This is a genomic window from Pseudomonas sp. Irchel s3h14, assembly GCF_900187425.1.
Classification (GTDB): Bacteria; Pseudomonadota; Gammaproteobacteria; order Pseudomonadales; family Pseudomonadaceae; genus Aquipseudomonas.
In genome coordinates this window covers 616,792-638,855 of sequence record NZ_FYDJ01000001.1, presented here as the reverse complement: position 1 = coordinate 638,855, position 22,064 = coordinate 616,792, and the positions used below count along the sequence as shown (strand labels likewise).

Sequence of the window (22,064 nt, the reverse complement as noted above, 5' to 3'; positions counted from 1 at the left end):
CCCTTTCCTTTCCTTAAGCCGCATCGCGCTTGGCTTCATTGCGGTAAGCCTCTACCGCATCGATCAAGGCTTGAAGAATCTCGGCACTCTCGCCGATCACCGACAGGTCGGCCCGTTTGATCATGTCGCAACCAGGATCGAGGTTGATCGCCACCACCTTGTCGCAGGCACCGATGCCTTGCAGGTGCTGGATCGCCCCGGAAATCCCCACCGCCACGTAAACCCGCGCGGTGACCCAGGTGCCGGACGCACCGACCTGACGGTCGCGGGCCATAAAGCCATCGTCCACCGCCACACGGGAGGCGCCTTCGGTAGCACCCAACGCTTCGGCCGTCCTGTGGAAAAGTCCCCAGTCCTTGACCCCGTTGCCGCCGGAGAAGATGAACTCGGATTCGGCCATCGGAATCGCCGCCGGATCCACTGCCACGGCGCCCAAATCCTCGATGCGCGAGAGACTGCGGGCCACCGCTGTGGATAACTCCACCGGCAAGGCTTCGTGACGGGTTTCGCTGACCGGTTCGGCGCATTCGACGGCGGCCAGGATCAAGCGTGCAACGGGGCGCGCAAGGTCCTGTAAGCCAGCGCCGGCGCGGCCGATGCATTCCTGATCCTTGACCTGCCAGACCCGCGTGGCCGGGCGTTCGCCCAGCGCGGCGGCAAAGCGTCGACCCAGTTCACCACCACCGCTGCGGCTGTCCGGCAGCAACCAGTGACGCGGGCTGAACTGGTTATCCACAGCCCGCAGGCCCTGGACCCGTTGTTCCGGTGCATAACCGTTGAATTCTTCACCGTCGAGCACCAGCAAGCGATCAACGCCAGCGGTGGCGAAGGCGTTTTCTTTATGTTCACCGAAGACCACGGCCAATACCGCGCCGTCCTTGCCGGCCAACTGGTGAGCCAGACCCAGCAAGTCGCGGTCGTGGCTGCTCAAGCGGCCGCCGACCATGTCCGGCACCACGTTGATGTAAAACGCAGGTGCAGGCACTTGATGCAGTGGCAACTGCACTTCAACCGCAGCCGAGCGTTTGCTCGCCCCGCCCTGTTGAGCGCCGCTGCGGTCAATGCGTTTGATGCCGTTGGGACCGATAAAACCGATGCCATGGGGATTCTTGCGGATGACGCCGTTAGGCCCCATCCAGCTGTGTTGCGCCGGTTGCATGGCCGCGTGCAGCGGGTGCAAACGGTTACGGGCGATCCATTCGGCGCGTGGGTCGCGGCGGATAATGTCGCTCATCAGTGGGCCTCCGCAGGTTCACGTTGGGCCGGTTTGGTCGGCTTGCTCGGGGCAGCGTCTTCGAGCAACGCATCCGCCACCAGTTCGGCGATGTCCTTGATCAGCGGCCGGGGTTCGACCACGCCTTCGAGCATCGCGGTGCACTGTGGACAACCCACGGCCACCAGTTCGGCGCCGGTTTCGCGGATGTCTTCCATGCGCATGTCGGGGATCCGTTGCTTGCCCGGAATGTCGGTGATCGGCGCACCGCCGCCACCGCCGCAGCAGCGCGAGCGGAAACCGGAGCGTTGCATTTCCTTGATCTCGATACCCAGGGCGCGCAGCACTTCACGCGGCGCCTCGTATTCGCCGTTGTAGCGGCCGAGGTAGCACGGATCGTGATAGGTCACGCTGCTGCCTTTGTGCTGGCCGAGGTTCAGGGCGCCAGCGCCGATGATTTCTGCCATGTAAGTGCTGTGGTGCTGCACGAGGTAGTTGCCGTCGAAGGCGCCGTACTCGTTTTTCAGCACATGGAAGCTGTGCGGGTCGCAGGTGACGATGCGGTTGAAGCTGTACTTGGCCAGGGTCTGGATGTTGCGTTTGGCCAACAACTGGAAGGTGGCTTCGTCACCCAGACGTCGGGCCACGTCACCGCTGTCACGCTCTTCGAGGCCCAGCACCGCGAAGTCGACCTTGGCTGCTTTCAGCACTTTGACGAACGCGCGCAAGGTGCGCTGGTTGCGCATGTCGAAGGCACCGTCGCCGACCCAGAACAGCACGTCGACCGACTTCTTCTCGCTCATCAGATTGAGGTTCAAGTCCGCCGCCCAGTTCATCCGCCCGCCTGGGGCGAAGCCGCCAGGGTTGTCGGTGGCGATCAGGTTTTCCAGGACTTCAGCGCCCTTGTTCGGGGTCGCGCCTTTTTCCAGGGTCAGGTGACGGCGCATGTCGACGATGGCGTCGACGTGCTCGATCATCATCGGGCACTCCTCGACGCAGGCGCGGCAAGTGGTGCAGGACCACAGGGTTTCAGCGTCCACCAGGCCGTTGACGATCGGTTGATGCGGGTTACCCGCGTGTTCGCCGATCGCCTTGCCTGGATACGGGCTGCCGGCGAACTTGGCGTCGGTGCCACCGGCCAGGCCGACGACCATGTCTTGAATCAGTTTTTTCGGGTTCAGCGGCTGGCCGGCGGCGAACGCCGGGCACGCAGCTTCGCATTTACCGCACTGCACGCAGGCGTCGAAGCCGAGCAGTTGGTTCCAGGTGAAATCCTTGGGTTTTTCCACGCCCAGTGGCGCGGTTGGGTCGTTCAGGTCCAGCGGTTTCAAACCGGTGGAACGGCCGCCACCAAAACGCTCGGCGCGACGGTGCCAGGCCAGGTGCAAAGCACCGGCGAAGGCGTGCTTCATCGGCCCGCCCCAGGTCATGCCGAAGAACAGTTCGCTAACGCCCCACAGCACACCGACGCCGAGGATCGCAGCCACCACCCAACCGCCGAAGTTTTCCGGGAGGATGCCGGCGACCGGCAGGGTCAACAGGAAGAACGACGCCGAGAACGCCAGCAAGCTTTTTGGCAGGCGCATCCATGGCCCTTTGGAAAGGCGAGCTGGTGGGTTGCGACGACGCAGGAACATGAAAATCGCACCGACGAACATCACCGCCGAGGCAATCAACAGGGCAACACCGAGAATGCGACTCTGCAGGCCGAAACCGTGAACCAGGATCGCCAGCACAATGGACGCCACCGCACCGCCAGCCGTGGCGACGTGAGTGTTGGCGATGTATTTGTCCCGCGCGACCACATGGTGCAAATCGACCATGTAACGTTTGGGCATGGCGAACAGGCCGCCGATCAGGTCGACTTTCGAAGCCCGGCCTCGGCGCCACATAGCCACCCGCCGCAACGCGCCGAGGACAGCGAGGCCCAGGGCTGCGAACAACAGGATTGGAAGAAGGGTGTTCAACATGGTGGAGCTCCCAAAGACCTCGGGTCTTGCAGGCCTGACGACCTGGATGCCTTGCTCGATTCCCTGTAGGAGCAAAGCTTGCTCGCGATGGCGGTATTCCTACCGCCAGGAATGCATCGGATGTTCCAACGCTATCGCGGGCAAGCCTTGCTCCTACGGGTTATCCACAAGCTCTTAGAAATCCTTGCACAACCGCAACGCGTCGTAGATCGCCGCGTGGGTGTTGCGCTGCGCCACGCAGTCGCCGATGCGGAACAGCAAGTAGCCGTCGCCCGCCTGGCTCAGCGAAGGTTGCGGCTTGATCGCGAACAGGGCTTCGATGTCCATCTGGCCTTTGTTGCGCGAGCCTTCCTTCAGGGCGTAGTAGATTTCTTCGTCCGGACGCACGCCGTTTTCGACGACGACCTGGTCCACCACCCGCTCCTCTTTGGCGCCGGTGTATTCGTTTTCCAGCACCGCCACCAGCTTGTCGCCTTCGCGGTAGACCTTCTCCAGCATCATGTCCCCGGTCATGATCACTTCTTTGGGGTACATGCTGCGGTAGTACGTCGGGAACGAGGTGCCGCCAATCGCAACGCCCGGTTTGATGTCGTCGGTGACGATCTCGACCTGGCTGCCCTTGTCGGCGAGGAAGTCCGCGGCGGACATCCCGGTGAACTCGCAAATGGTGTCGTAGACCAGCACGTTCTTGCCTGGTGCAACCTTGGCGTCAAGGATGTCCCAGCTGCTGACCACCAGGCCTTCAGCCGCGCCCCAGTGTTCGTTCTGCTCCAGGAACGGATGACCGCCAACGGCGAGCACCACCACGTCCGGACGCAGGTCGAGAATGGTTGCCGCATCGGCCGCCACGCCCAGGCGCAGGTCAACTTTCAACCTCGCTAGCTCAAGCTGGAACCAGCGAGTGATACCGGCGATCTGGTCCCGTTGCGGGGCTTTCGAGGCGGTGGTGATCTGCCCGCCGATGAATTCTTTCTTCTCGAACAGGGTCACGTCGTGGCCACGTTCGGCCGACACGCGAGCGGCTTCCATCCCGGCAGGACCGGCACCGACCACCACAACTTTGCGCTTCACACCGGTCGATTTCTCGATGATGTGCGGCACGCCCATGTATTCACGGGAGGTCGCGGCGTTCTGGATGCACAACACGTCCAGACCCTGGTACTGACGGTCGATGCAGTAGTTGGCGCCGACGCATTGTTTGATCTGGTCGACCTGACCCATTTTGATCTTGGCGATCAGGTGCGGGTCGGCGATGTGGGCGCGGGTCATGCCGACCATGTCCACGTAGCCGCCTTCCAGAATCCGGGTCGCCTGGTTCGGGTCCTTGATGTTCTGCGCGTGCAGCACCGGGGCCTTGACCACTTCCTTGATACCGGCGGCCAAGTGCAGGAACGGCTCCGGTGGATAACTCATGTTCGGGATAACGTTGGCCAGGGTGTTGTGCGTGTCGCAACCCGAACCCACGACGCCGATGAAGTCGATCATGCCGGTGTCGTCGTAGTACTTGGCGATCTGCTTCATGTCCTCGTGGGACAAGCCGTCCGGGTGAAATTCATCACCGCACAGACGGATGCCGACGCAGAAATCCGGGCCGACTTCAGCCCGCACAGCCTTGATCACTTCCAGACCGAAACGCATGCGGTTCTCGAAGCTGCCGCCCCATTCGTCGGTACGTTTGTTGACGCGTGGGCTCCAGAATTGGTCGATCATGTGCTGGTGCACGGCGGACAGCTCGACGCCATCCAGGCCACCGGCCTTGGCCCGCGCGGCGGCGCTGGCGTAGTTGCCGATCACCCGCCAGATCTCTTCCGGCTCGATGGTTTTGCAGGTCGCACGGTGCACCGGCTCGCGGATGCCCGACGGCGACAGCAGGGTTGGCCAATGCTCGCCGTCCCAACGCGAGCGTCGGCCCATGTGAGTAATCTGGATCATGATCTTGGCGCCATGCTTGTGCATGGCATCGGCCAGGTTCTGGAAGTGCGGAATGATCCGGTCGTCGGCGAGGTTGACCGACTTCCACCAGCCTTGCGGGCTGTCGATGGCCACACTGGAGGAACCGCCGCAAATCGCCAGGCCGATCCCGCCCTTGGCTTTCTCTTCGTAATACTTGACGTACCGGTCGGTGGTCATGCCACCGTCGGTGGCATAGACCTCGGCGTGCGCGGTGCTGAGCACGCGGTTGCGGATGGTCAGTTTGCCGATCTGGATCGGCTGGAACATTGCTTCGAAAGCCATGGCGGGTTCCTCGACTTACAACGGCTTGACGGTGAACAGGCCGTCGTCGTGGCCTTCTTCTGAGCCACCGTAAACCTGTTCGGCAACGGTGCGGATCTTGCTGCCACGGGCTTGCAGAATCTGGTCCATGGCACCGGCAAACCAGCCAGTGAACATGTAGTCGACCTTGCGCCCGACCTTGCCGTACACGTAGACGAACGCCGAGTGTTCAAGCTTGACGCTGGCAGTGCCTTTGTCGAGGTCGATGTCCTGAATCTTGAACAGGCCCCAGCCGCGCTGCGACAGGCGCTTCATGTAGTGCTCGAACACCGCAACGCCTTCCAGGCCATGGCATTCAGCTTCTTTCTCACACCAGTGCCAGGCGGATTTGTAGCCGGCCTTGTAGAGGATTTCGGCGTAGGCGTCGGCGCCCAGCACTTCCTCGATGCCCATGTGGTTGTTGACGAAGAAATGACGCGGCACATACAGCATTGGCAGGGCGTCGGAGGTCCAGACACCGGTTTCGCTGTCGACTTCGATTGGCAATTGCGGGGCGATCTTGGCCATGGAAACTTAACTCCAGAAAAATTCGTTGTGTTGTCGTGCTAGCCCTGTAGCAGCTGCCGAGCCTGCGAGGCTGCGTTGGGTTGCGAAGCAGCCCCCCGAGGGCGGTCCTGCGGACCGCAACGCAGCCTCGTGCCTCGGCAGCTGCTACAGAATTTGTTGTTTGAAAGTGGCGTTACTCGCCCCAGACGTCCTTCAGGACGCTCACCCAGTTCTCGCCCATGATCTTGCGGACCACGCGCTCGGAATGGCCGCGCTTGAGCAGGGTTTCGGTCAGGTTCGGGAACTCGCCGACGGTGCGGATGCCCAGCGGGTTGATGATCTTGCCGAAGCTGGTCAGGCGGCGGGCGTAGCCCTTGTCATGGGTCAGGTATTCGAAGAAGTCCTGGCCATGGCCCTGGGTGAAGTCGGTGCCGATACCGATGGCGTCTTCGCCGACGATATTCATGGTGTATTCGATGGCTTCGGCGTAATCGTCGATGGTCGAATCGATGCCCTTGGCCAGGAATGGCGCAAACATGGTCACGCCGACGAAACCGCCGTGATCGGCGATGAACTTCAGTTCTTCATCGGATTTGTTGCGCGGGTGAATTTTCAGACCCGACGGCAGGCAATGGGAGTAGCAGACCGGCTTCTTGGATTCGAGGATGACTTCTTCGGAGGTTTTCGAACCTACGTGGGACAGGTCGCACATGACACCGACGCGGTTCATCTCGGCGACGATTTCGCGACCGAAACCCGACAGGCCGCCATCACGCTCGTAACAACCGGTGCCGACCAGGTTCTGGGTGTTGTAGCACATCTGCACGATACCGACGCCCAGCCGCTTGAACACCTCGACGTAGCCGATCTGGTCCTCAAAGGCGTGAGCATTCTGGAAGCCGAAGAGGATGCCGGTCTTGCCCTGCTCCTTGGCCTTGCGGATATCGGCGGTGGTGCGCACTGGAATCACCAGGTCGCTGTTTTCGCGGATCAGCTTCTGGCTGGCGGCGATATTGTTCACAGTGGCCTGAAAGCCCTCCCACACCGACACGGTGCAGTTGGCCGCGGTCAGACCGCCCTTGCGCATGTCTTCGAACAGCTCACGGTTCCACTTGGCAATAATCAGACCGTCGATAACGATGCTGTCGGCGTGCAATTCGGCTGGGCTCATCAGGCTGTCCCCTATTAGCGATTCATGCGCCGAATCGTGTGCCGGCGCTTTGGGGCCAGCATATGCCTGAGGGAGGGGGCAGCCGGGTGCAAAAACGACAGGGGGTTTGCCGAAAGCGTCAATCCGCGACAAAGGGTCGTCGACGGACGTCATGGAGCACCTGTTCAAGGGCCTGCGCATGGGCCAGAATTCGCGCCATTACTGGATGTTTCACTGGATGCTTTACTGGAATAAGGGGCGGCGGCGCAATGAAATCGATCTTCCTGGCTTTGGCACTGATAGCGACCGGCGTACACGCGGCTGAAGAGGCCGACGATAACCCCTGCGACAAAGTCGAAAACGAAGTCCAGACCCTGGAATGCTCGACCTACAGCAGAACCACCGCCGAAGACCTGCTGAAAGCCAACTACCAAAGCCTGACCGAGCGCATGCAAACGCTCTACGGCAAGAACCCGGCACAACTGACCGACATCACCGCCAAGCTCAAGGCAGCTCAACAGCAGTGGCTGAAGACCCGGGATGCGGATTGCGCGGTAGAGGCGTTTCCGGCGACGACCGGTAGCAAGGCATTCACGATTGCGCAGAATGATTGCGTGGCGCGGATGAGCGATGAGCGGTCGGAGTTTTTGGAGTCGATTGGGCAGGAGTGATGTTGTGGTCGGGCAACATCCCGACATGCTTCGTTAATTGGCCGATAGCAAAATATAAGTAAAGATTCATAATCTTATAAAAGACTTATATTCGAGAGACCAAAAACACGATGAACGTACCTACTGACGTTCAGATCATCAATGACGCAGATGGAAACCCTGCATTCGTGGTCATTCCCTATGCGCAATATGTGGCGCAGAGAATTGAACCCGATCTTATTCCCCACGAGGTGGTCAGTCGTATCGTCAACGGAGCAACGCCTATTCGGGCTTGGCGCGAGCACCTGAACCTGACCCAAGACGAAGTCGCCAAACGCATGGGTATTTCCCAACCAGCCTTCGCCCAGCAAGAGACCGTCGCCAAGCCTCGCAAGGCGACCCGTGAGAAAATTGCCGCGGCTTTTGGCATCAACGCCGATCAGCTTGAGCTGTAAGCTGCATGCCACCATCCGAGAAAGGGATTTACATGAAAATTTGCGGCATCGAAATCAAAGGCAGCGAAGCGATCATCGCCGTGGCTTCTCTCGACGGTCAGGCGCTGAGCCACGTCGCCCTGGCCACCAAGAAAATCGCCCTCGACGATGACGACGAAGCCGCGAACGTCAAAGTGTTTGCCGCTCAGGTGGCGTCGTTTGTACGCGAGAACTCCATCGACCGGATTGCGATCAAGAAGCGCAGCAAGAAAGGCGAGTTCGCCGGTGGGCCGACCACGTTCAAGATCGAGGGCGTTTTCCAGTTGCTGGAAAATTGCGAGGTCACGCTGCTGTCGCCACAAACCATCAATGCGCAGAACAAGAAATTCGACTTCGAACTTCCGGCAACGCTGAACAAGTATCAGCATGAAGCGTTTAAAGCGGCCTGCTCGGCGTTGATGAAGAAGTAACTCAATTACCGCCAACACATAGAACCTGTGGGAGCCGGGCTTGCCCGCGATTGCGGTGTGTCAGTCAACATCAATGTTGAAAGTGGCGGCCTCATCGCGGGCAAGCCCGGCTCCCACAGGTTTTTCTGCTGTTCATGCCTTGGCGGTGCGCCTGTCTTCCCGCGGACACCGCTCAAACTTCGCCCGATAGCTTCGGGTGAAATACGACGGCGATTCAAACCCGCAAGCAATGCTTACCTCCAGCACGCTCATATCGGTCTGGCGTAGCAACTGCCGCGCCTTCTCCAGGCGTAGGCGCAAGTAGAAGTTGCTCGGTGTGTCATTCAGATGCAGGCGAAACAGGCGTTCCAGCTGACGTCGGGTCACCTTGATCGATTCGGCTAACTCAAGCGTGCTCAGCGGCGGTTCGCTGTGCTGCTCCATCTCCCCAATCACCTGCACCAGTTTCTTGTTGCTGATGCCATAACGCGTGGCGACTTCCATGCGCTGGTGGTCTTTGCGCGGGCGGATGCGGCCGAGCACGAATTGTTCGCTGACCTGGATCGCCAGTTCCGGGCCGTGGGCCTGGCTGATGAGGTCGAGCATCAGGTCGATGGAAGCGGTGCCGCCGGCGGAGGTAATGCGTCGGCGGTCGATCTCGAACAGTTCCTGGGTGACGCTGAGCTGTGGGTAGGATTCCTTGAACGCGTCGATGGCTTCCCAGTGCAGGGTCAGGCGATGGCCGTCGAGCAGGCCCGCTTCGGCGAGGACAAAACTGCCGGTGTCGATGGCGCCGAGGGTCACGCCTTCGTTGTCCAGGCGGCGCAGCCAGTGTTCCAGCGCGGGCGTGGCGAATTTCAGCGGTTCGAAACCGGCGACCACCAGCAGGGTTGCACCTTTCTTCAGCGGCTCCAGCGCCGCGTCGGCGTTGACCGACATGCCGTTGCTGGCCAGCACCGCCCCGCCGTCCGCGCTGAGCACATGCCAGCGGTAGAGCTCGCCACGAAAGCGATTGGCGACCCGCAGCGGCTCGATGGCCGAGATAAAACCGATGGCCGAGAAACCCGGCATCAACATGAAGTAGAAATCCTGGGACATTGAGCGCACTCGATGGCAGGTAGCGAGAGGGCGGGTAGCGTGTTGACGTTGATACGCCACTTGCACGCGGCATTCAAGAGCGCAGGTCGCTGCAGTGCAAGAGCTGGTCGCCGCAGTGCGCTTTAGCGGGCCTTAAGCTGCGTAACTTGGCATCACCGGCGCACAAAGATGCCGGAACCCACAATAACGTCTGCCGAGGAACCTGAGATGAAACGACTGATCAGCAGCTGTGTTCTTGCACTCAGCGGTACCGCTTTCCTGAGCGCCAGCGTCATGGCGGCCGAACCTGCTTCATGCCAGAACGTGCGCATGGGCGTCGTGAACTGGACCGACGTGATCGCCACCAGTGCCATGACCCAAGTCCTGCTTGATGGCCTCGGCTACAACACCAAACAAACCAGCGCTTCCCAGCAAATTATCTTCGCCGGGATCCGCGACCAGCGCCTGGACTTGTTCCTGGGCTACTGGAACCCGCTGATGACCCAGACCATCACGCCGTTCGTTTCGGCCAATCAGGTCAAGGTGCTTGAGGCGCCAAGCCTGAAAGATGCCCGCGCCACACTCGCGGTACCGACGTATCTCGCCGACAAGGGCCTGAAAACCTTTGCCGACATCGCCAAGTTTGAAAAGGAACTGGGCGGCAAAATCTACGGCATCGAGCCTGGTTCGGGCGCCAACACCCAGATCAAGGCGATGATCGCCAAGAACCAGTTTGGCCTCGGCAAGTTCCAGCTGGTCGAGTCCAGTGAGGCCGGCATGCTCGCGGCGGTGGATCGAGCCGTGCGACGCAAAGAGGCTGTGGTGTTCTTCGGCTGGGCGCCGCACCCGATGAACGTCAACGTGCAGATGACTTACCTCACCGGCAGCGAAGACGCTCTGGGCCCGAACGAAGGCATGGCCACGGTCTGGACCGTCACCTCGCCAAACTACGCACAGCAATGCCCGAACATCGGTCGTTTGCTGAGCAATCTGACTTACACCGCCGAAGACGAGAGCCGGATGATGCAGCCGCTGCTGGATCACAAGGACGCTTTCGAGTCGGCCAAGCAATGGCTGAAAGATCACCCGCAAGACAAGCAACGCTGGCTCGAAGGCGTGACCACCTTCGATGGCAAACCGGCGGCTGACAACCTGAAACTGACCACTAAATAAACCCGATTGAACCACCGACTCGCAGCCCGTCCGGGCTGCGAACGGAATCATCACGCCTGCAAGGAACCCGCCTCATGAACCACGACGTCATCATCACCTGCGCACTCACCGGTGCTGGCGACACGACCAGCAAAAGCCCACACGTGCCGGTCACCCCGAAACAAATCGCCGCTGCCGCCGTGGAAGCCGCCAAGGCCGGCGCCACCGTAGTCCACTGCCACGTGCGTAACCCCGAAACCGGCAAATTCAGCCGTGATGTCGCGCTGTATCGCGAAGTGATGGAGCGCATCCGCGAGGCGGACGTCGACATCATCGTCAACCTCACCGCCGGCATGGGCGGCGACCTGGAAATCGGCGCGGGCGAGAACCCGATGGAGTTCGGCCCGAACACCGACCTGGTCGGCCCGCTGACCCGTCTGGCCCACGTTGAAGAACTGCTGCCGGAAATCTGCACCCTCGATTGCGGCACCCTGAACTTCGGCGACGGGGACACCATTTACGTTTCCACCCCGGCGCAACTTCGTTCCGGCGCGAAGCGAATTCAAGAGCTGGGCGTGAAGGCCGAGCTGGAAATCTTCGACACCGGCCATCTGTGGTTTGCCAAGCAGATGATCAAGGAAGGGTTACTCGACGACCCGCTGTTCCAACTCTGCCTGGGCATCCCGTGGGGTGCGCCGGCCGACACCACCACCATGAAAGCCATGGTCGACAACCTGCCCGCCAATGCGGTCTGGGCCGGTTTCGGCATCGGTCGCATGCAAATGCCGATGGCTGCGCAAGCGGTGTTGCTCGGCGGCAATGTGCGGGTCGGTCTGGAAGACAACATCTGGCTGGACAAGGGCGTACTGGCGACCAACGGCCAACTGGTCGAACGCGCCTCGGAAATCCTCAGCCGTCTCGGCGCCCGTGTTCTGACGCCGGCGGAAGGCCGGGCAAAAATGGGCCTGACCAAGCGCGGTTAACCCACGCCTACACCTAACCCTGTGGGAGCGGGCTTGCTCGCGAAGAGGCCGGTACATTCGACATTTCTGTCGACTGACACTCCGCTTTCGCGAGCAAGCCCGCTCCCACAGGGGATCACCGAATTCTTTTAGGACGTCGCCATGAGCTTTATCACTGAAATCAAAACCTTCGCAGCCTTGGGCAGCGGTGTCATCGGCAGCGGTTGGGTGTCCCGCGCCCTCGCCCACGGCCTCGACGTGGTGGCCTGGGACCCGGCGCCCGGTGCCGAAGTCGCGCTGCGCAAACGCGTCGCCAATGCCTGGGGCGCGTTGGAGAAACAGGGCCTTGCGCCGGGTGCATCGCAGGATCGGCTGCGCTTTGTCGCAACCATCGAAGAATGCGTTCGCGACGCGGATTTCATTCAGGAAAGCGCCCCTGAGCGTCTGGACCTGAAACTGGAACTGCACAGCAAAATCAGCGCGGCGGCCAAGCCCAATGCCTTGATCGGCTCCAGTACTTCCGGCCTGTTGCCGAGCGAGTTCTACGAGAGTTCGACACACCCGGAACGTTGCGTGGTCGGCCACCCGTTCAACCCGGTTTATTTGCTGCCGCTGGTGGAAGTGGTTGGCGGCAAAAACACCGCCCCGGAAGCCGTTCAAGCAGCAATGAAAGTCTATGAATCCTTGGGCATGCGTCCGTTGCATGTGCGCAAGGAAGTACCCGGTTTTATCGCCGATCGCTTGCTCGAAGCGCTGTGGCGTGAGGCACTGCACCTGGTCAACGACGGTGTGGCGACCACCGGTGAAATCGATGATGCAATCCGCTTTGGTGCGGGTCTGCGCTGGTCGTTCATGGGCACATTCTTGACGTACACCCTGGCGGGTGGCGATGCGGGCATGCGGCACTTCATGGCGCAATTCGGGCCGGCGTTGCAGTTGCCGTGGACGTATCTGCCGGCACCGGAGCTGACCGACAAGTTGATTGATGATGTGGTGGATGGCACCAGCGATCAGCTGGGCACGCACAGCATTTCGGCGCTGGAGCGCTATCGTGATGATTGCTTGCTGGCGGTGCTGGAAGCGGTGAAGACCACCAAAGAGAAGCATGGGATGGCTTTCAGCGAGTAAACCTCCCCTCTGATCGTTCCCACGCTCTGCGTGGGAATGCCTCAATGGACGCTCTGCGTCCGCTCTTGGGACGCGGAGCGTCCCGGGCTGCATTCCCACGCGGAGCGTGGGAACGATCATCCCCGATCATGTCTGGAGAGAATCATGCCCACCCTCACCACCTACCAAACCAAAATCATCCCCGACTGGGTCGACTACAACGGCCACCTGCGCGATGCCTTCTACCTGCTCATCTTCAGCTACGCCACCGACGCGCTGATGGATCGTCTGGGCATGGACAGCAACAACCGCGAAGCCAGCGGCAACTCGCTGTTCACCCTCGAATTGCACCTCAATTACCTGCACGAAGTGAAGCTCGACGCCGACGTCGAAGTGCACACCCAAATCATCGGCCACGACAGTAAACGCCTGCACCTCTATCACAGCCTGCATTGGGTAGGCGATGACAAGGAGCTGGCGGGCAACGAGCAAATGCTGCTGCACGTCGACCTCGCCGGGCCGCGCTCCGCACCGTTCAGCGAAGACACCTTGAGCAAGCTGCAAGCCATCGTCGCCGAGCAAACCGACCTTCCCGCCCCCGACTACATTGGCCGAGTGATCGCGTTACCCCCTAAAAAATAACAAGGAGATCGCCATTGAACACCGCCGCCGCTTTTGCCGACTTCCGTACCTACCCGTTGATCAGCGCGTTGACCGCCGTACACACCCTGGCGGACCGAATTCAAGTGAAGTGGGCCGATGACCGTGTCAGCCCGTTTCATCATCAGTGGTTGCGGGACAACTGCCCGTGCCCGCTGTGCGTCTACACCGTCACCCGCGAGCAAGTGCTGGAAATCGTCGACGTCGCCGAAAACCTGAAGCCCTCGAACGTCAGCATTGATGCCGAAGGCTGCCTGCGTGTCGATTGGCAGGACGGCCACCTCAGCCGCTTCGATCCTGGCTGGTTACGGGCCCACGCCTACGATGATCAGTCCCGCGCCGAACGCCGGGCATCCAAGCCCAAAAGCCAGCTCTGGAACAGCAACCTGAAGCTGCCGGTATTCGACTACCAGGCGTTGATGAACGACAACGACGCCTTGCTGCAATGGCTGCTGGCCGTGCGCGATCTCGGCCTGACCCAGGTCCGCGGTGTGCCCACCGAGCCGGGCTCGTTGAAGCTGATCGCCCAGCGGATTTCCTTCATCCGCGAGAGCAATTTTGGCGTGCTGTTCAACGTGCAATCCAAGGCTGATGCCGACAGCAACGCCTACACCGCTTTCAACCTGCCGCTGCACAGCGACCTGCCGACCCGGGAGTTGCAACCGGGGCTGCAGTTTCTGCATTGCCTGGTGAATGACGCTGACGGTGGCGAGAGTATTTTCGTCGACGGTTTTGCCATTGCCGAAGCCTTGCGCGATGAAGATCCCGAGGCGTTCAAAAGCCTTTGCGAAATACCTGTGGAGTTCCGCAACAAAGACCGCCACAGCGACTACCGCCGTCTCGCGCCGATCATCGCGCTGGATGCCTTTGGGCAGGTTTCGGAAATCCGCATGGCGAACTTTCTGCGCGGTCCGTTCGATGCGTCGGTCGAGCAGATGCCCGCTCTCTATCACGCCTACCGCCGCTTTATTGCGATGACCCGGGAAACACGATTCCGGGTGATGACGCGGTTAAACCCCGGCGAAATGTGGTGTTTCGACAACCGCCGCACCCTCCACGCCCGCAACGCCTTCGACCCCGCCACCGGCGCCCGGCATTTTCAGGGTTGCTATGTCGACCGTGATGAATTGTTGTCGCGCATCCTCGTATTGCAACGCTAAAACCGCGTAATCGTTCTTCGTCGGAACGCCGCCCGGAGCAAGCCCGCTCCCACAGTTGACCGCATTCTCCTGAGAGCACTCGGTCGAATGTGGGAGCGGGCTTGCTCGCGAAGGCGTCAGCCCAGACACCACCTCTATCCCTGATTCACAGGCAAAAAAAACCCCGATCAAGCCGTGACAGGATCGGGGCAGAGGTGGGTACTGTTGAGGAGCCGTTGCGCGAGGGTGACCAAACCTTCGTGAAGCCAGCTGACTCCAGTGTGCCCACTCCTATCCGCAGCAAGTTAGCCGAAAACGACCTGTTCATAGGTATTGCGGCCATTGCGACAAATCGTCCTTGCCGCCACCCCGCCCCCCTACGAGAATCGAGCCACGACACCGTTCCCTGAAGAAGGATTGCGTCATGATGCACGCTGATTTGATTGACCAGGAAGACCTGTTGGGCCAGCTGAAATCGTTGGGTTTTCAAGTACCGAGTGGCTCTACAGCTGAGCAGGCTTGCGAATGTGCAGTGCGAGGCTTGAACGATGAACGGGCGATGACGCTGCGGACTATGGTCAAGCAGATGTACACCAGCAGCGCGACCATTCTGCCGGCCGTGCGCCAGGCCATCGACAAGCAATTGCTGCCCGCGTTGGCGGAGTATCAGCAGAGCCGTAGCGCCTGATAAACCGTCTTCGCGAGCAAGCTCGCTCCCACATTTGACCGCATTCCCCCAGAGAGAACTCGGTTAAATGTGGGAGCGGGCTTGCTCGCGAAGCAGGCGCCTCGGTTTAGAGCCTTACGCTGGCAAACGTCGACTCATTGCGCGCCTGACTCAACGCCGACAACGGCCCGGACAACGGCGACAGCACCAGTGCTTGCGGCAGCGGCATCATCGCCACTTGTTGCGTGGTGTTGGAACCTACGCGCTCGTCACGCGGCGGAATGCCGAAGTATTCGCGGTAGCACTTGGAGAAGTGCGGCGTGGACACGAAACCACACACCGACGCCACTTCGATGATCGACATCGGCGTTTGCTTGAGCAGCTGCCGGGCGCGAATCAAGCGCAGTTTCAGGTAGTAACGCGACGGCGAGCAGTGCAGGTATTTCTGGAACAGCCGCTCCAGCTGACGACGCGACACGGCGACATACACCGCCAGTTCGTCGAGGTCGATCGGCTCTTCGAGGTTGGCCTCCATCAGCGCGACGATTTCCTGCAACTTCGGCTGGTTGGTGCCGAGCATGTGCTTGAGCGGCACACGCTGGTGATCCTGCTCGTTGCGAATACGCTCGTAGACAAACATCTCCGAAATCGCGGCCGACAGTTCACGACCGTGATCGCGGCTGATCAGGTGCAGCATCATGTCCAGCGGCGCGGTGCCACCGGAGCTGGTGAAACGGTTACGGTCGAGGGTGAACAGACGGGTACTCATGGCCACACGCGGGAAAGCTTCCTGCATCGAGGCCAGGCATTCCCAGTGGACGCTGCAATCGAAACCATCCAGCAGGCCGGCGCACGCCAGGGCCCAGCTGCCGGTGCAGACCGCACCGAGACGGCGCGACTGACGCGCCTGGCTTTGCAGCCACGAAACGTGTTCCCGGGTAACAGTGCGCTGGATGCCGATACCGCCACAGACAATGATGGTGTCCAGGGCGGGTGCTTTGTGCATGGAGCAGTCGGGGGTGATCTGCAGACCGTCACTGGCCCAGACCTGACCGCCATCGACTGTGATCGTGGTCCAGCGATACAGCTCACGACCGGACAACTGGTTGGCCATACGCAGGGGTTCTACTGCGGAGGCCAAAGAAATAAGCGTGAAATTGTCCAGCAGCAAAAAGCCGATGGATTGAGGCGCACGGTTCTGGGGTTGAGCCCCGGAGTTGAACGTCGTCATCGCGGTATCTCCTCACACAAAGCGGGTGATGGCCTCAGGCGGAGGCTCTTGTTATTGCCATCGTTCTCGCGTGGGAGACGGGCTTTGTAATGACAGAGCAAATGCCATGCCTAAAGTTGAATGGCTGTTCAATAACTCCTGAAAACGACGTCGCGCCGCGTCTATATAAGCCGCGTCGCGAGTAGGGGATATAAGTGCCATTATCGGCGGGAGACGCTCTGCCTCGTTGGGCGTGAGCAAATCGGTAGCACTTGTGGGAACAGGGCTACAGCGACCTGGTGAAGAGTGTCACCGCAAGCACAGGTGACAGGCGGTAATGGCCAACCTGGATCCGTGATCCAGGTGAAGCCGCTTGTCTGTAAGCGACGCGCCAAAACGTGGCGCGTTTTGAATCGGGTGTTCATTTTGCGCGCAGTTTTGACTGGTCTGACGCCTTCGCGAGCAAGCCCGCTCCCACAGGTGACCGAGTTCTCTCAGGGTAATGCGGTCGAATGTGGGAGCGGGCTTGCTCGCGAAGCAGACAACTCGGTCTTACTGAATCAACACTCAACCGCGCTAACCGCCAATCCACCGCGCGATGTCTCTTTATATTTGTCATGCATGTCCGCGCCGGTATCACGCATCGTGCGGATCACCCGATCCAGCGAGATAAAGTGCTGACCGTCGCCACGCAGCGCCATCTGCGCCGCGTTGATGGCTTTCACCGCGGCAATCGCATTGCGCTCGATGCACGGCACTTGCACCAACCCGCCCACCGGGTCGCAGGTCAGGCCGAGGTTGTGTTCCAGACCGATTTCCGCCGCGTTACACAGCTGCTCCGGTGTCGCCCCCAGAATCTCCGCCAACCCGGCCGCCGCCATGGCGCAAGCCGAACCGACTTCGCCCTGGCAACCGACTTCGGCACCGGAAATCGAAGCGTTCTTCTTGCACAGAATCCCTACCGCCGCCGCACTGAGGAAATAGTCGACCACGTTGGCGTCGGTCACCACCTCGCTGAACTTCATAAAGTAGTGCAACACCGCCGGAATGATCCCCGCCGCGCCATTGGTCGGTGCCGTGACCATGCGCCCGCCAGCGGCGTTTTCTTCGTTGACCGCCAGGGCGAACAGGTTGACCCACTCCATGGCGCTCAAGGTCGAGCCGATCACGTTGGGCTTGTTCAGTTCTTGAAGGCTGCGGTGCAGTTTGGCCGCGCGACGACGCACATTCAGGCCACCGGGCAGAATGCCTTCGTGCTTGAGGCCTTGCTCCACGCAATCCTGCATGGCGCGCCAGAGTGTCATCAGGCCAGCGCGGATTTCCTCTTCGCTGCGCCAGACCTTCTCGTTGGCCATCATCAATTCGGCGACGCGCAAATTGTGCTGCTTGCAGAGGCTAAGCAGTTCGGCGGCGCTGGAGAAATCGTACGGCAGCACGGTGCGGTCCAGATCGACCACACCGCTGGAAGCCTGTGCCTCATCAACGACAAAGCCGCCGCCGATGGAATAGTAGGTGTCGCGATGCAGCTCGCCGTCATCGCCTTCGACGATCAACGTCATGGCGTTGGGGTGGAACGGCAGGTTCTCGTCGATCAGGCGCATGTCCCGGGCCCAGATGAACGGGACCGACAAACGACCGTCGAGCAACAGCGTGTGGGTTTCGCGCAGGGTTTCGATGCGGATGCCGATTTGCGACGGATCGATCGCGTCCGGCCACTCGCCCATCAGGCCCATGATCACTGCGTTGTCGCTGCCGTGACCGATGCCGGTGGCCGACAACGAACCATAAAGCTGAACTTCGACGCGCCGTACTTGTTCCAAAAGACCCTGCTCACGCAAACCTTGCACGAACAACGCCGCGGCCCGCATAGGTCCCACGGTGTGCGAACTGGAAGGGCCGATGCCGATTTTGAACAGGTCGAAAACACTGATAGCCATTACTGCCGAACTCCTGGATGTGCCAACTCCAGACGCAAAAGCGCCCAGTGACGGAGCTGCTACGCTCAAGCTGCAATCCGCCGAGATGGCCGCATCATCAGGCTTTTGTCATGTCGTTCGACGTCTCACACCGACGCACTCATGCCCACTAACGCCGCGTGTCTTTTACGTCGCGTTTTCGCCGTTTTTTTGCGGATCAGAGGGGCAAAGAGGGCCGAAAAAATCTGTAAACGACGTCACCGACACTGGATGCGACCATCCCTGTACTGGATACGACGCACCCTGTAGGCGTCAGATTTTCAGTGGTACATGATCGTATCGACTCGATTGCAAGGCGCCGTGGTAGAGATGTCTCCAAAACGCCATCCAACCGCAACCTATAAGTGCGGTGGTCCAGTCGGAACACTGCCAAAAAAAACACCAAGGAGTCCATCCATGAAAGGTTCCCCGTCGTTGTTGTTGGCCGCCATGCTGAGTCTGCCGTTACTGGCTCAAGCCGCAGAACCCGCTCAGTGCAGCACCGTAAACTTCTCCGATGTCGGCTGGACTGACATTACCGTCACCACCGCCACCACCAGCGTCGTTCTCGATGCCCTCGGCTACAAGACCAAAACCACGATGATTTCCGTTCCGGTGACCTACAAGTCCCTGGCCGACGGCAAGAACATGGACGTATTCCTGGGTAACTGGATGCCAACCATGGAAAACGACATCAAGGCCTACCGCGATGCCGGCACCGTGGAGACCCTGCGCGCCAACCTGGAGAACGCAAAATACACACTCGCCGTCCCCGAAGAGTTGTATAACAAAGGTCTGAAAGATTTCGCCGACATCGCCAAGTTCAAGAAAGAACTCGACGGCAAGATCTACGGTATCGAACCAGGCAACGACGGCAACCGCCTGATCCAGAGCATGATCGACAAGAACGCCTTCGGCTTGAAAGACGCCGGCTTCAAGGTGGTCGAGTCCAGCGAGGCAGGCATGCTCTCGCAAGTCGATCGCGCCCAGCGCCGCAACACCGCCGTGGTGTTCCTGGGCTGGGAACCGCACCCGATGAACACTCGTTTCAAGATGAAGTACCTGACTGGCGGCGACGACTTTTTCGGCCCGAACTTCGGTCAGGCGACCATCTTCACTAACACCCGCAAGGGCTATGCGCAGGAATGCAGCAACGTGGGCCAGTTGCTGAAAAACCTGGTATTCACCCTCGACATGGAAAGCACGCTGATGGGCAACGTCCTGGACGACAAAATGAAGCCTGACGCGGCCGCCAAGGCCTGGCTGAAAAAGAATCCACAGGTCCTCGATACCTGGCTCGCTGGCGTGACCACCATTGACGGTAAACCTGGCCTGGAGGCCGTGAAAGCCAAGCTCGCGCAGTAATCGCTTACGCCGGGCGAGTTCGCTCGCCCGGGCTGTTTATTTCCTTGCATGCGGACGTTCACTACCATGCTGATTGATCAGAAAATACCTTTAGGCCAGTACATCGCGGGCTTCGTTGAATGGTTGACGCAAAACGGCGCCAGCACCTTCGACGCAATCGCCGTGTCACTGGAAACGATGATCCACGGCGTGACTTTTGCGCTGACCTGGTTCAACCCGCTGGCATTGATCGGCCTCATCGCGCTACTGGCACACTTCATTCAACGAAAGTGGGGCCTGACCGTTTTTGTCATCGCCTCCTTCCTGCTGATCCTCAATCTGGGGTACTGGCAGGAAACCATGGAAACCCTTGCCCAGGTGTTGTTCGCCACCCTGGTGTGCGTGTTGATCGGCGTGCCGTTGGGCATCGTCGCCGCGCACAAACCGATGTTCTACACAGTGATGCGGCCGGTGCTCGATCTGATGCAGACCGTGCCGACCTTCGTGTACCTCATTCCTACCCTGACCCTCTTCGGTCTGGGTGTGGTCCCGGGTCTGATTTCTACGGTGGTGTTCGCGATTGCCGCACCTATCCGCCTGACTTACCTGGGTATTCGCGATGTCCCGGAAGAATTGATGGACGCTGGCAAGGCCTTTGGCTGCTCGCGACGTCAGCTGCTCTCGCGAATCGAACTGCCCCACGCCATGCCAAGCATCGCGGCCGGTATCACCCAGTGCATCATGCTGTCGTTGTCGATGGTGGTGATCGCGGCACTGGTGGGCGCCGATGGCCTGGGCAAACCCGTGGTCAACGCACTGAACACTGCTGATATCGCTCTGGGCTTCGAAGCAGGCCTGGCGATCGTACTGCTGGCGATCATGCTCGACCGTATCTGCAAACAACCCGAAGCCAAAGTAGGGGGTGACGCATGAGCATTATTCGCTTCGAAAACGTCGACGTAATCTTCTCCAAGGATCCACGCGAGGCACTCAAGCTGCTGGATCAAGGCATGACCCGTAACGAGATCCTGAAAAAGACCGGGCAGATCGTTGGGGTCGAAAAGGCCAGCCTGGACGTCGAAAAAGGTGAAATCTGCGTACTGATGGGCCTTTCCGGCTCCGGCAAGTCCAGTCTGCTGCGCTGCATCAACGGCCTCAACACCGTCAGCCGCGGCAAGTTGTTCGTCGAGCACGAAGGCAAGCAGATCGACATCGCTTCCTGCACCCCGGCGGAACTGAAAATGATGCGCACCAAGCGCATTGCGATGGTGTTCCAGAAGTTCGCCCTGATGCCTTGGTTGACGGTGCGCGAGAACATCAGTTTCGGTCTGGAAATGCAGGGTCGCCCTGAGAAAGAACGCCGCAAACTGGTGGATGAAAAGCTTGAGCTGGTGGGCCTGACCCAATGGCGCAACAAGAAACCCAACGAGCTGTCCGGTGGTATGCAACAACGCGTGGGCCTGGCCCGTGCCCTGGCGATGGACGCCGACATCCTGCTGATGGACGAACCGTTCTCGGCCCTTGACCCGCTGATCCGCCAAGGCCTGCAAGACGAACTGCTGGAACTGCAACGCAAGCTGAGCAAGACCATCGTTTTCGTGAGCCACGACCTCGATGAAGCCCTGAAGCTCGGCAGCCGTATTGCAATCATGAAAGACGGTCGGATCATTCAGTACAGCAAACCTGAAGAGATCGTGTTGAACCCGGCGGACGATTACGTGCGGACCTTTGTCGCCCACACCAATCCGCTGAACGTACTGTGCGGTCGCAGCCTGATGCGCACCCTGGACAACTGCAAACGCATCAACGGTTCGGTATGCCTCGATCCGGGCGGCGATTCCTGGCTGGACCTGGCCGAAGGCAACACCATCAAAGGCGCACGCCAGAACGGCGCGAGCCTGGATCTGCAGAACTGGATCCCAGGGCAAGCGGTTGAAGGCTTGGGTCGTCGGCCAACACTGGTGGATTCGAACATCGGCATGCGCGACGCGCTGCAGATTCGATATCAGACGGGTAACAAGCTGGTGCTGCACGACAACAACAAAGTGGTCGGGATTCTCGGGGACAGTGAGTTGTATCACGCACTGCTCGGCAAGAACCTGGGGTAAGGCAACACACACAAAAACGCCGCGAGAGGATCGCGGCGTTTTTGTTTATGGGATATC

The 22,064-nt window shown here is 60.1% G+C and carries 20 protein-coding genes; 12 read left to right on the top strand and 8 right to left on the bottom strand.

The genetic code is table 11. From position 1 onward, the window contains the following. Window positions 1-13: 13 nt before the first annotated feature. The 5 genes from CKW16_RS03070 to CKW16_RS03050 form a co-directional block, all read right to left on the bottom strand. A complete protein-coding gene (locus CKW16_RS03070) occupies window positions 14-1,234 on the bottom strand; it encodes an electron transfer flavoprotein subunit alpha/FixB family protein (protein WP_095127157.1) in 1,221 nt (406 codons plus the stop codon). Next, window positions 1,234-3,183: a dimethylglycine demethylation protein DgcB gene (gene dgcB, locus CKW16_RS03065; RefSeq protein WP_095127156.1), complete on the bottom strand. Its 1,950-nt coding sequence runs from the start codon at window positions 3,181-3,183 to the stop codon at window positions 1,234-1,236. The genes CKW16_RS03070 and dgcB overlap by 1 nt, the downstream gene beginning before the upstream one ends. A gap of 174 nt (window positions 3,184-3,357) precedes the next feature. Next, window positions 3,358-5,418 carry a dimethylglycine demethylation protein DgcA gene (dgcA, locus tag CKW16_RS03060; protein ID WP_095127155.1) on the bottom strand — a complete coding sequence of 687 codons (2,061 nt, stop codon included), beginning with the start codon at window positions 5,416-5,418 and terminating at the stop codon, window positions 3,358-3,360. 15 nt (window positions 5,419-5,433) lie between these two features. Continuing rightward, window positions 5,434-5,964 (bottom strand): DUF5943 domain-containing protein, encoded by a 531-nt coding sequence (locus tag CKW16_RS03055; RefSeq protein ID WP_008033249.1) that lies wholly within the window; start codon window positions 5,962-5,964, stop codon window positions 5,434-5,436. Window positions 5,965-6,136: 172 nt separating this feature from the next. Beyond that, entirely contained in the window at window positions 6,137-7,114 is a 978-nt protein-coding gene (locus CKW16_RS03050) for a dipeptidase (protein WP_095127154.1), read from the bottom strand. Between the two features lie 248 nt (window positions 7,115-7,362). Here CKW16_RS03050 and CKW16_RS03040 point away from each other — a divergent pair, with 248 nt between their 5' ends. From CKW16_RS03040 to CKW16_RS03030, 3 genes are all read left to right on the top strand, one after another. Continuing rightward, the gene (locus CKW16_RS03040; RefSeq protein ID WP_095127152.1) at window positions 7,363-7,764 is read left to right on the top strand and encodes a lysozyme inhibitor LprI family protein; all 402 of its coding nucleotides are present in this window, start codon (window positions 7,363-7,365) and stop codon (window positions 7,762-7,764) included. Between the two features lie 110 nt (window positions 7,765-7,874). Further along, window positions 7,875-8,198 carry a helix-turn-helix domain-containing protein gene (locus tag CKW16_RS03035; protein WP_095127151.1) on the top strand — a complete coding sequence of 108 codons (324 nt, stop codon included), beginning with the start codon at window positions 7,875-7,877 and terminating at the stop codon, window positions 8,196-8,198. Window positions 8,199-8,230: 32 nt separating this feature from the next. Beyond that, window positions 8,231-8,647 carry a DUF3010 family protein gene (locus CKW16_RS03030; protein ID WP_095127255.1) on the top strand — a complete coding sequence of 139 codons (417 nt, stop codon included), beginning with the start codon at window positions 8,231-8,233 and terminating at the stop codon, window positions 8,645-8,647. 132 nt (window positions 8,648-8,779) lie between these two features. Here the strand turns inward: CKW16_RS03030 and CKW16_RS03025 are convergent, their stop codons facing one another. Beyond that, a complete protein-coding gene (locus CKW16_RS03025; RefSeq protein ID WP_095127150.1) occupies window positions 8,780-9,724 on the bottom strand; it encodes a GlxA family transcriptional regulator in 945 nt (314 codons plus the stop codon). Between the two features lie 207 nt (window positions 9,725-9,931). Between CKW16_RS03025 and choX the strand changes: the two genes are divergently transcribed. The 6 genes from choX to CKW16_RS02990 all read left to right on the top strand — a co-directional run bounded on the left by choX (window position 9,932) and on the right by CKW16_RS02990 (window position 15,411). Continuing rightward, a complete protein-coding gene (gene choX, locus CKW16_RS03020; protein WP_095127149.1) occupies window positions 9,932-10,876 on the top strand; it encodes a choline ABC transporter substrate-binding protein in 945 nt (314 codons plus the stop codon). A 74-nt stretch (window positions 10,877-10,950) separates the two neighbouring features. Next, window positions 10,951-11,838, top strand: a complete 888-nt coding sequence (locus CKW16_RS03015) for a 3-keto-5-aminohexanoate cleavage protein (protein ID WP_046045300.1) — start codon at window positions 10,951-10,953, stop codon at window positions 11,836-11,838. Between the two features lie 141 nt (window positions 11,839-11,979). Next, entirely contained in the window at window positions 11,980-12,945 is a 966-nt protein-coding gene (locus tag CKW16_RS03010) for an L-carnitine dehydrogenase (protein ID WP_095127148.1), read from the top strand. Window positions 12,946-13,089: 144 nt separating this feature from the next. Then, window positions 13,090-13,566 (top strand): thioesterase family protein, encoded by a 477-nt coding sequence (locus tag CKW16_RS03005; RefSeq protein WP_046045298.1) that lies wholly within the window; start codon window positions 13,090-13,092, stop codon window positions 13,564-13,566. 14 nt (window positions 13,567-13,580) lie between these two features. Continuing rightward, on the top strand, window positions 13,581-14,744 hold the full coding sequence (locus tag CKW16_RS03000; protein ID WP_095127147.1) for a gamma-butyrobetaine dioxygenase: 1,164 nt from the start codon (window positions 13,581-13,583) through the stop codon (window positions 14,742-14,744). Between the two features lie 403 nt (window positions 14,745-15,147). Continuing rightward, window positions 15,148-15,411, top strand: coding sequence for a hypothetical protein (locus tag CKW16_RS02990; RefSeq protein ID WP_007937979.1), 264 nt, complete (start codon window positions 15,148-15,150; stop codon window positions 15,409-15,411). 106 nt (window positions 15,412-15,517) lie between these two features. Here CKW16_RS02990 and CKW16_RS02985 read toward each other — a convergent pair whose 3' ends face one another. Together CKW16_RS02985 and CKW16_RS02980 are read right to left on the bottom strand one after the other, a co-directional pair. After that, a complete protein-coding gene (locus CKW16_RS02985; RefSeq protein WP_046029844.1) occupies window positions 15,518-16,621 on the bottom strand; it encodes a GlxA family transcriptional regulator in 1,104 nt (367 codons plus the stop codon). A 539-nt stretch (window positions 16,622-17,160) separates the two neighbouring features. Next, the gene (locus tag CKW16_RS02980; protein WP_046045295.1) at window positions 17,161-18,537 is read right to left on the bottom strand and encodes an L-serine ammonia-lyase; all 1,377 of its coding nucleotides are present in this window, start codon (window positions 18,535-18,537) and stop codon (window positions 17,161-17,163) included. Between the two features lie 435 nt (window positions 18,538-18,972). Here CKW16_RS02980 and CKW16_RS02975 point away from each other — a divergent pair, with 435 nt between their 5' ends. The 3 genes from CKW16_RS02975 (at window position 18,973) to choV (ending at window position 22,007) form a co-directional block, all read left to right on the top strand. After that, entirely contained in the window at window positions 18,973-19,920 is a 948-nt protein-coding gene (locus CKW16_RS02975) for a choline ABC transporter substrate-binding protein (protein WP_095127145.1), read from the top strand. Window positions 19,921-19,986: 66 nt separating this feature from the next. After that, window positions 19,987-20,832 (top strand): choline ABC transporter permease subunit, encoded by an 846-nt coding sequence (gene choW / locus CKW16_RS02970; RefSeq protein WP_064680189.1) that lies wholly within the window; start codon window positions 19,987-19,989, stop codon window positions 20,830-20,832. Beyond that, window positions 20,829-22,007 carry a choline ABC transporter ATP-binding protein gene (gene choV / locus CKW16_RS02965; protein ID WP_095127144.1) on the top strand — a complete coding sequence of 393 codons (1,179 nt, stop codon included), beginning with the start codon at window positions 20,829-20,831 and terminating at the stop codon, window positions 22,005-22,007. The genes choW and choV overlap by 4 nt, the downstream gene beginning before the upstream one ends. Window positions 22,008-22,064: the final 57 nt, after the last annotated feature.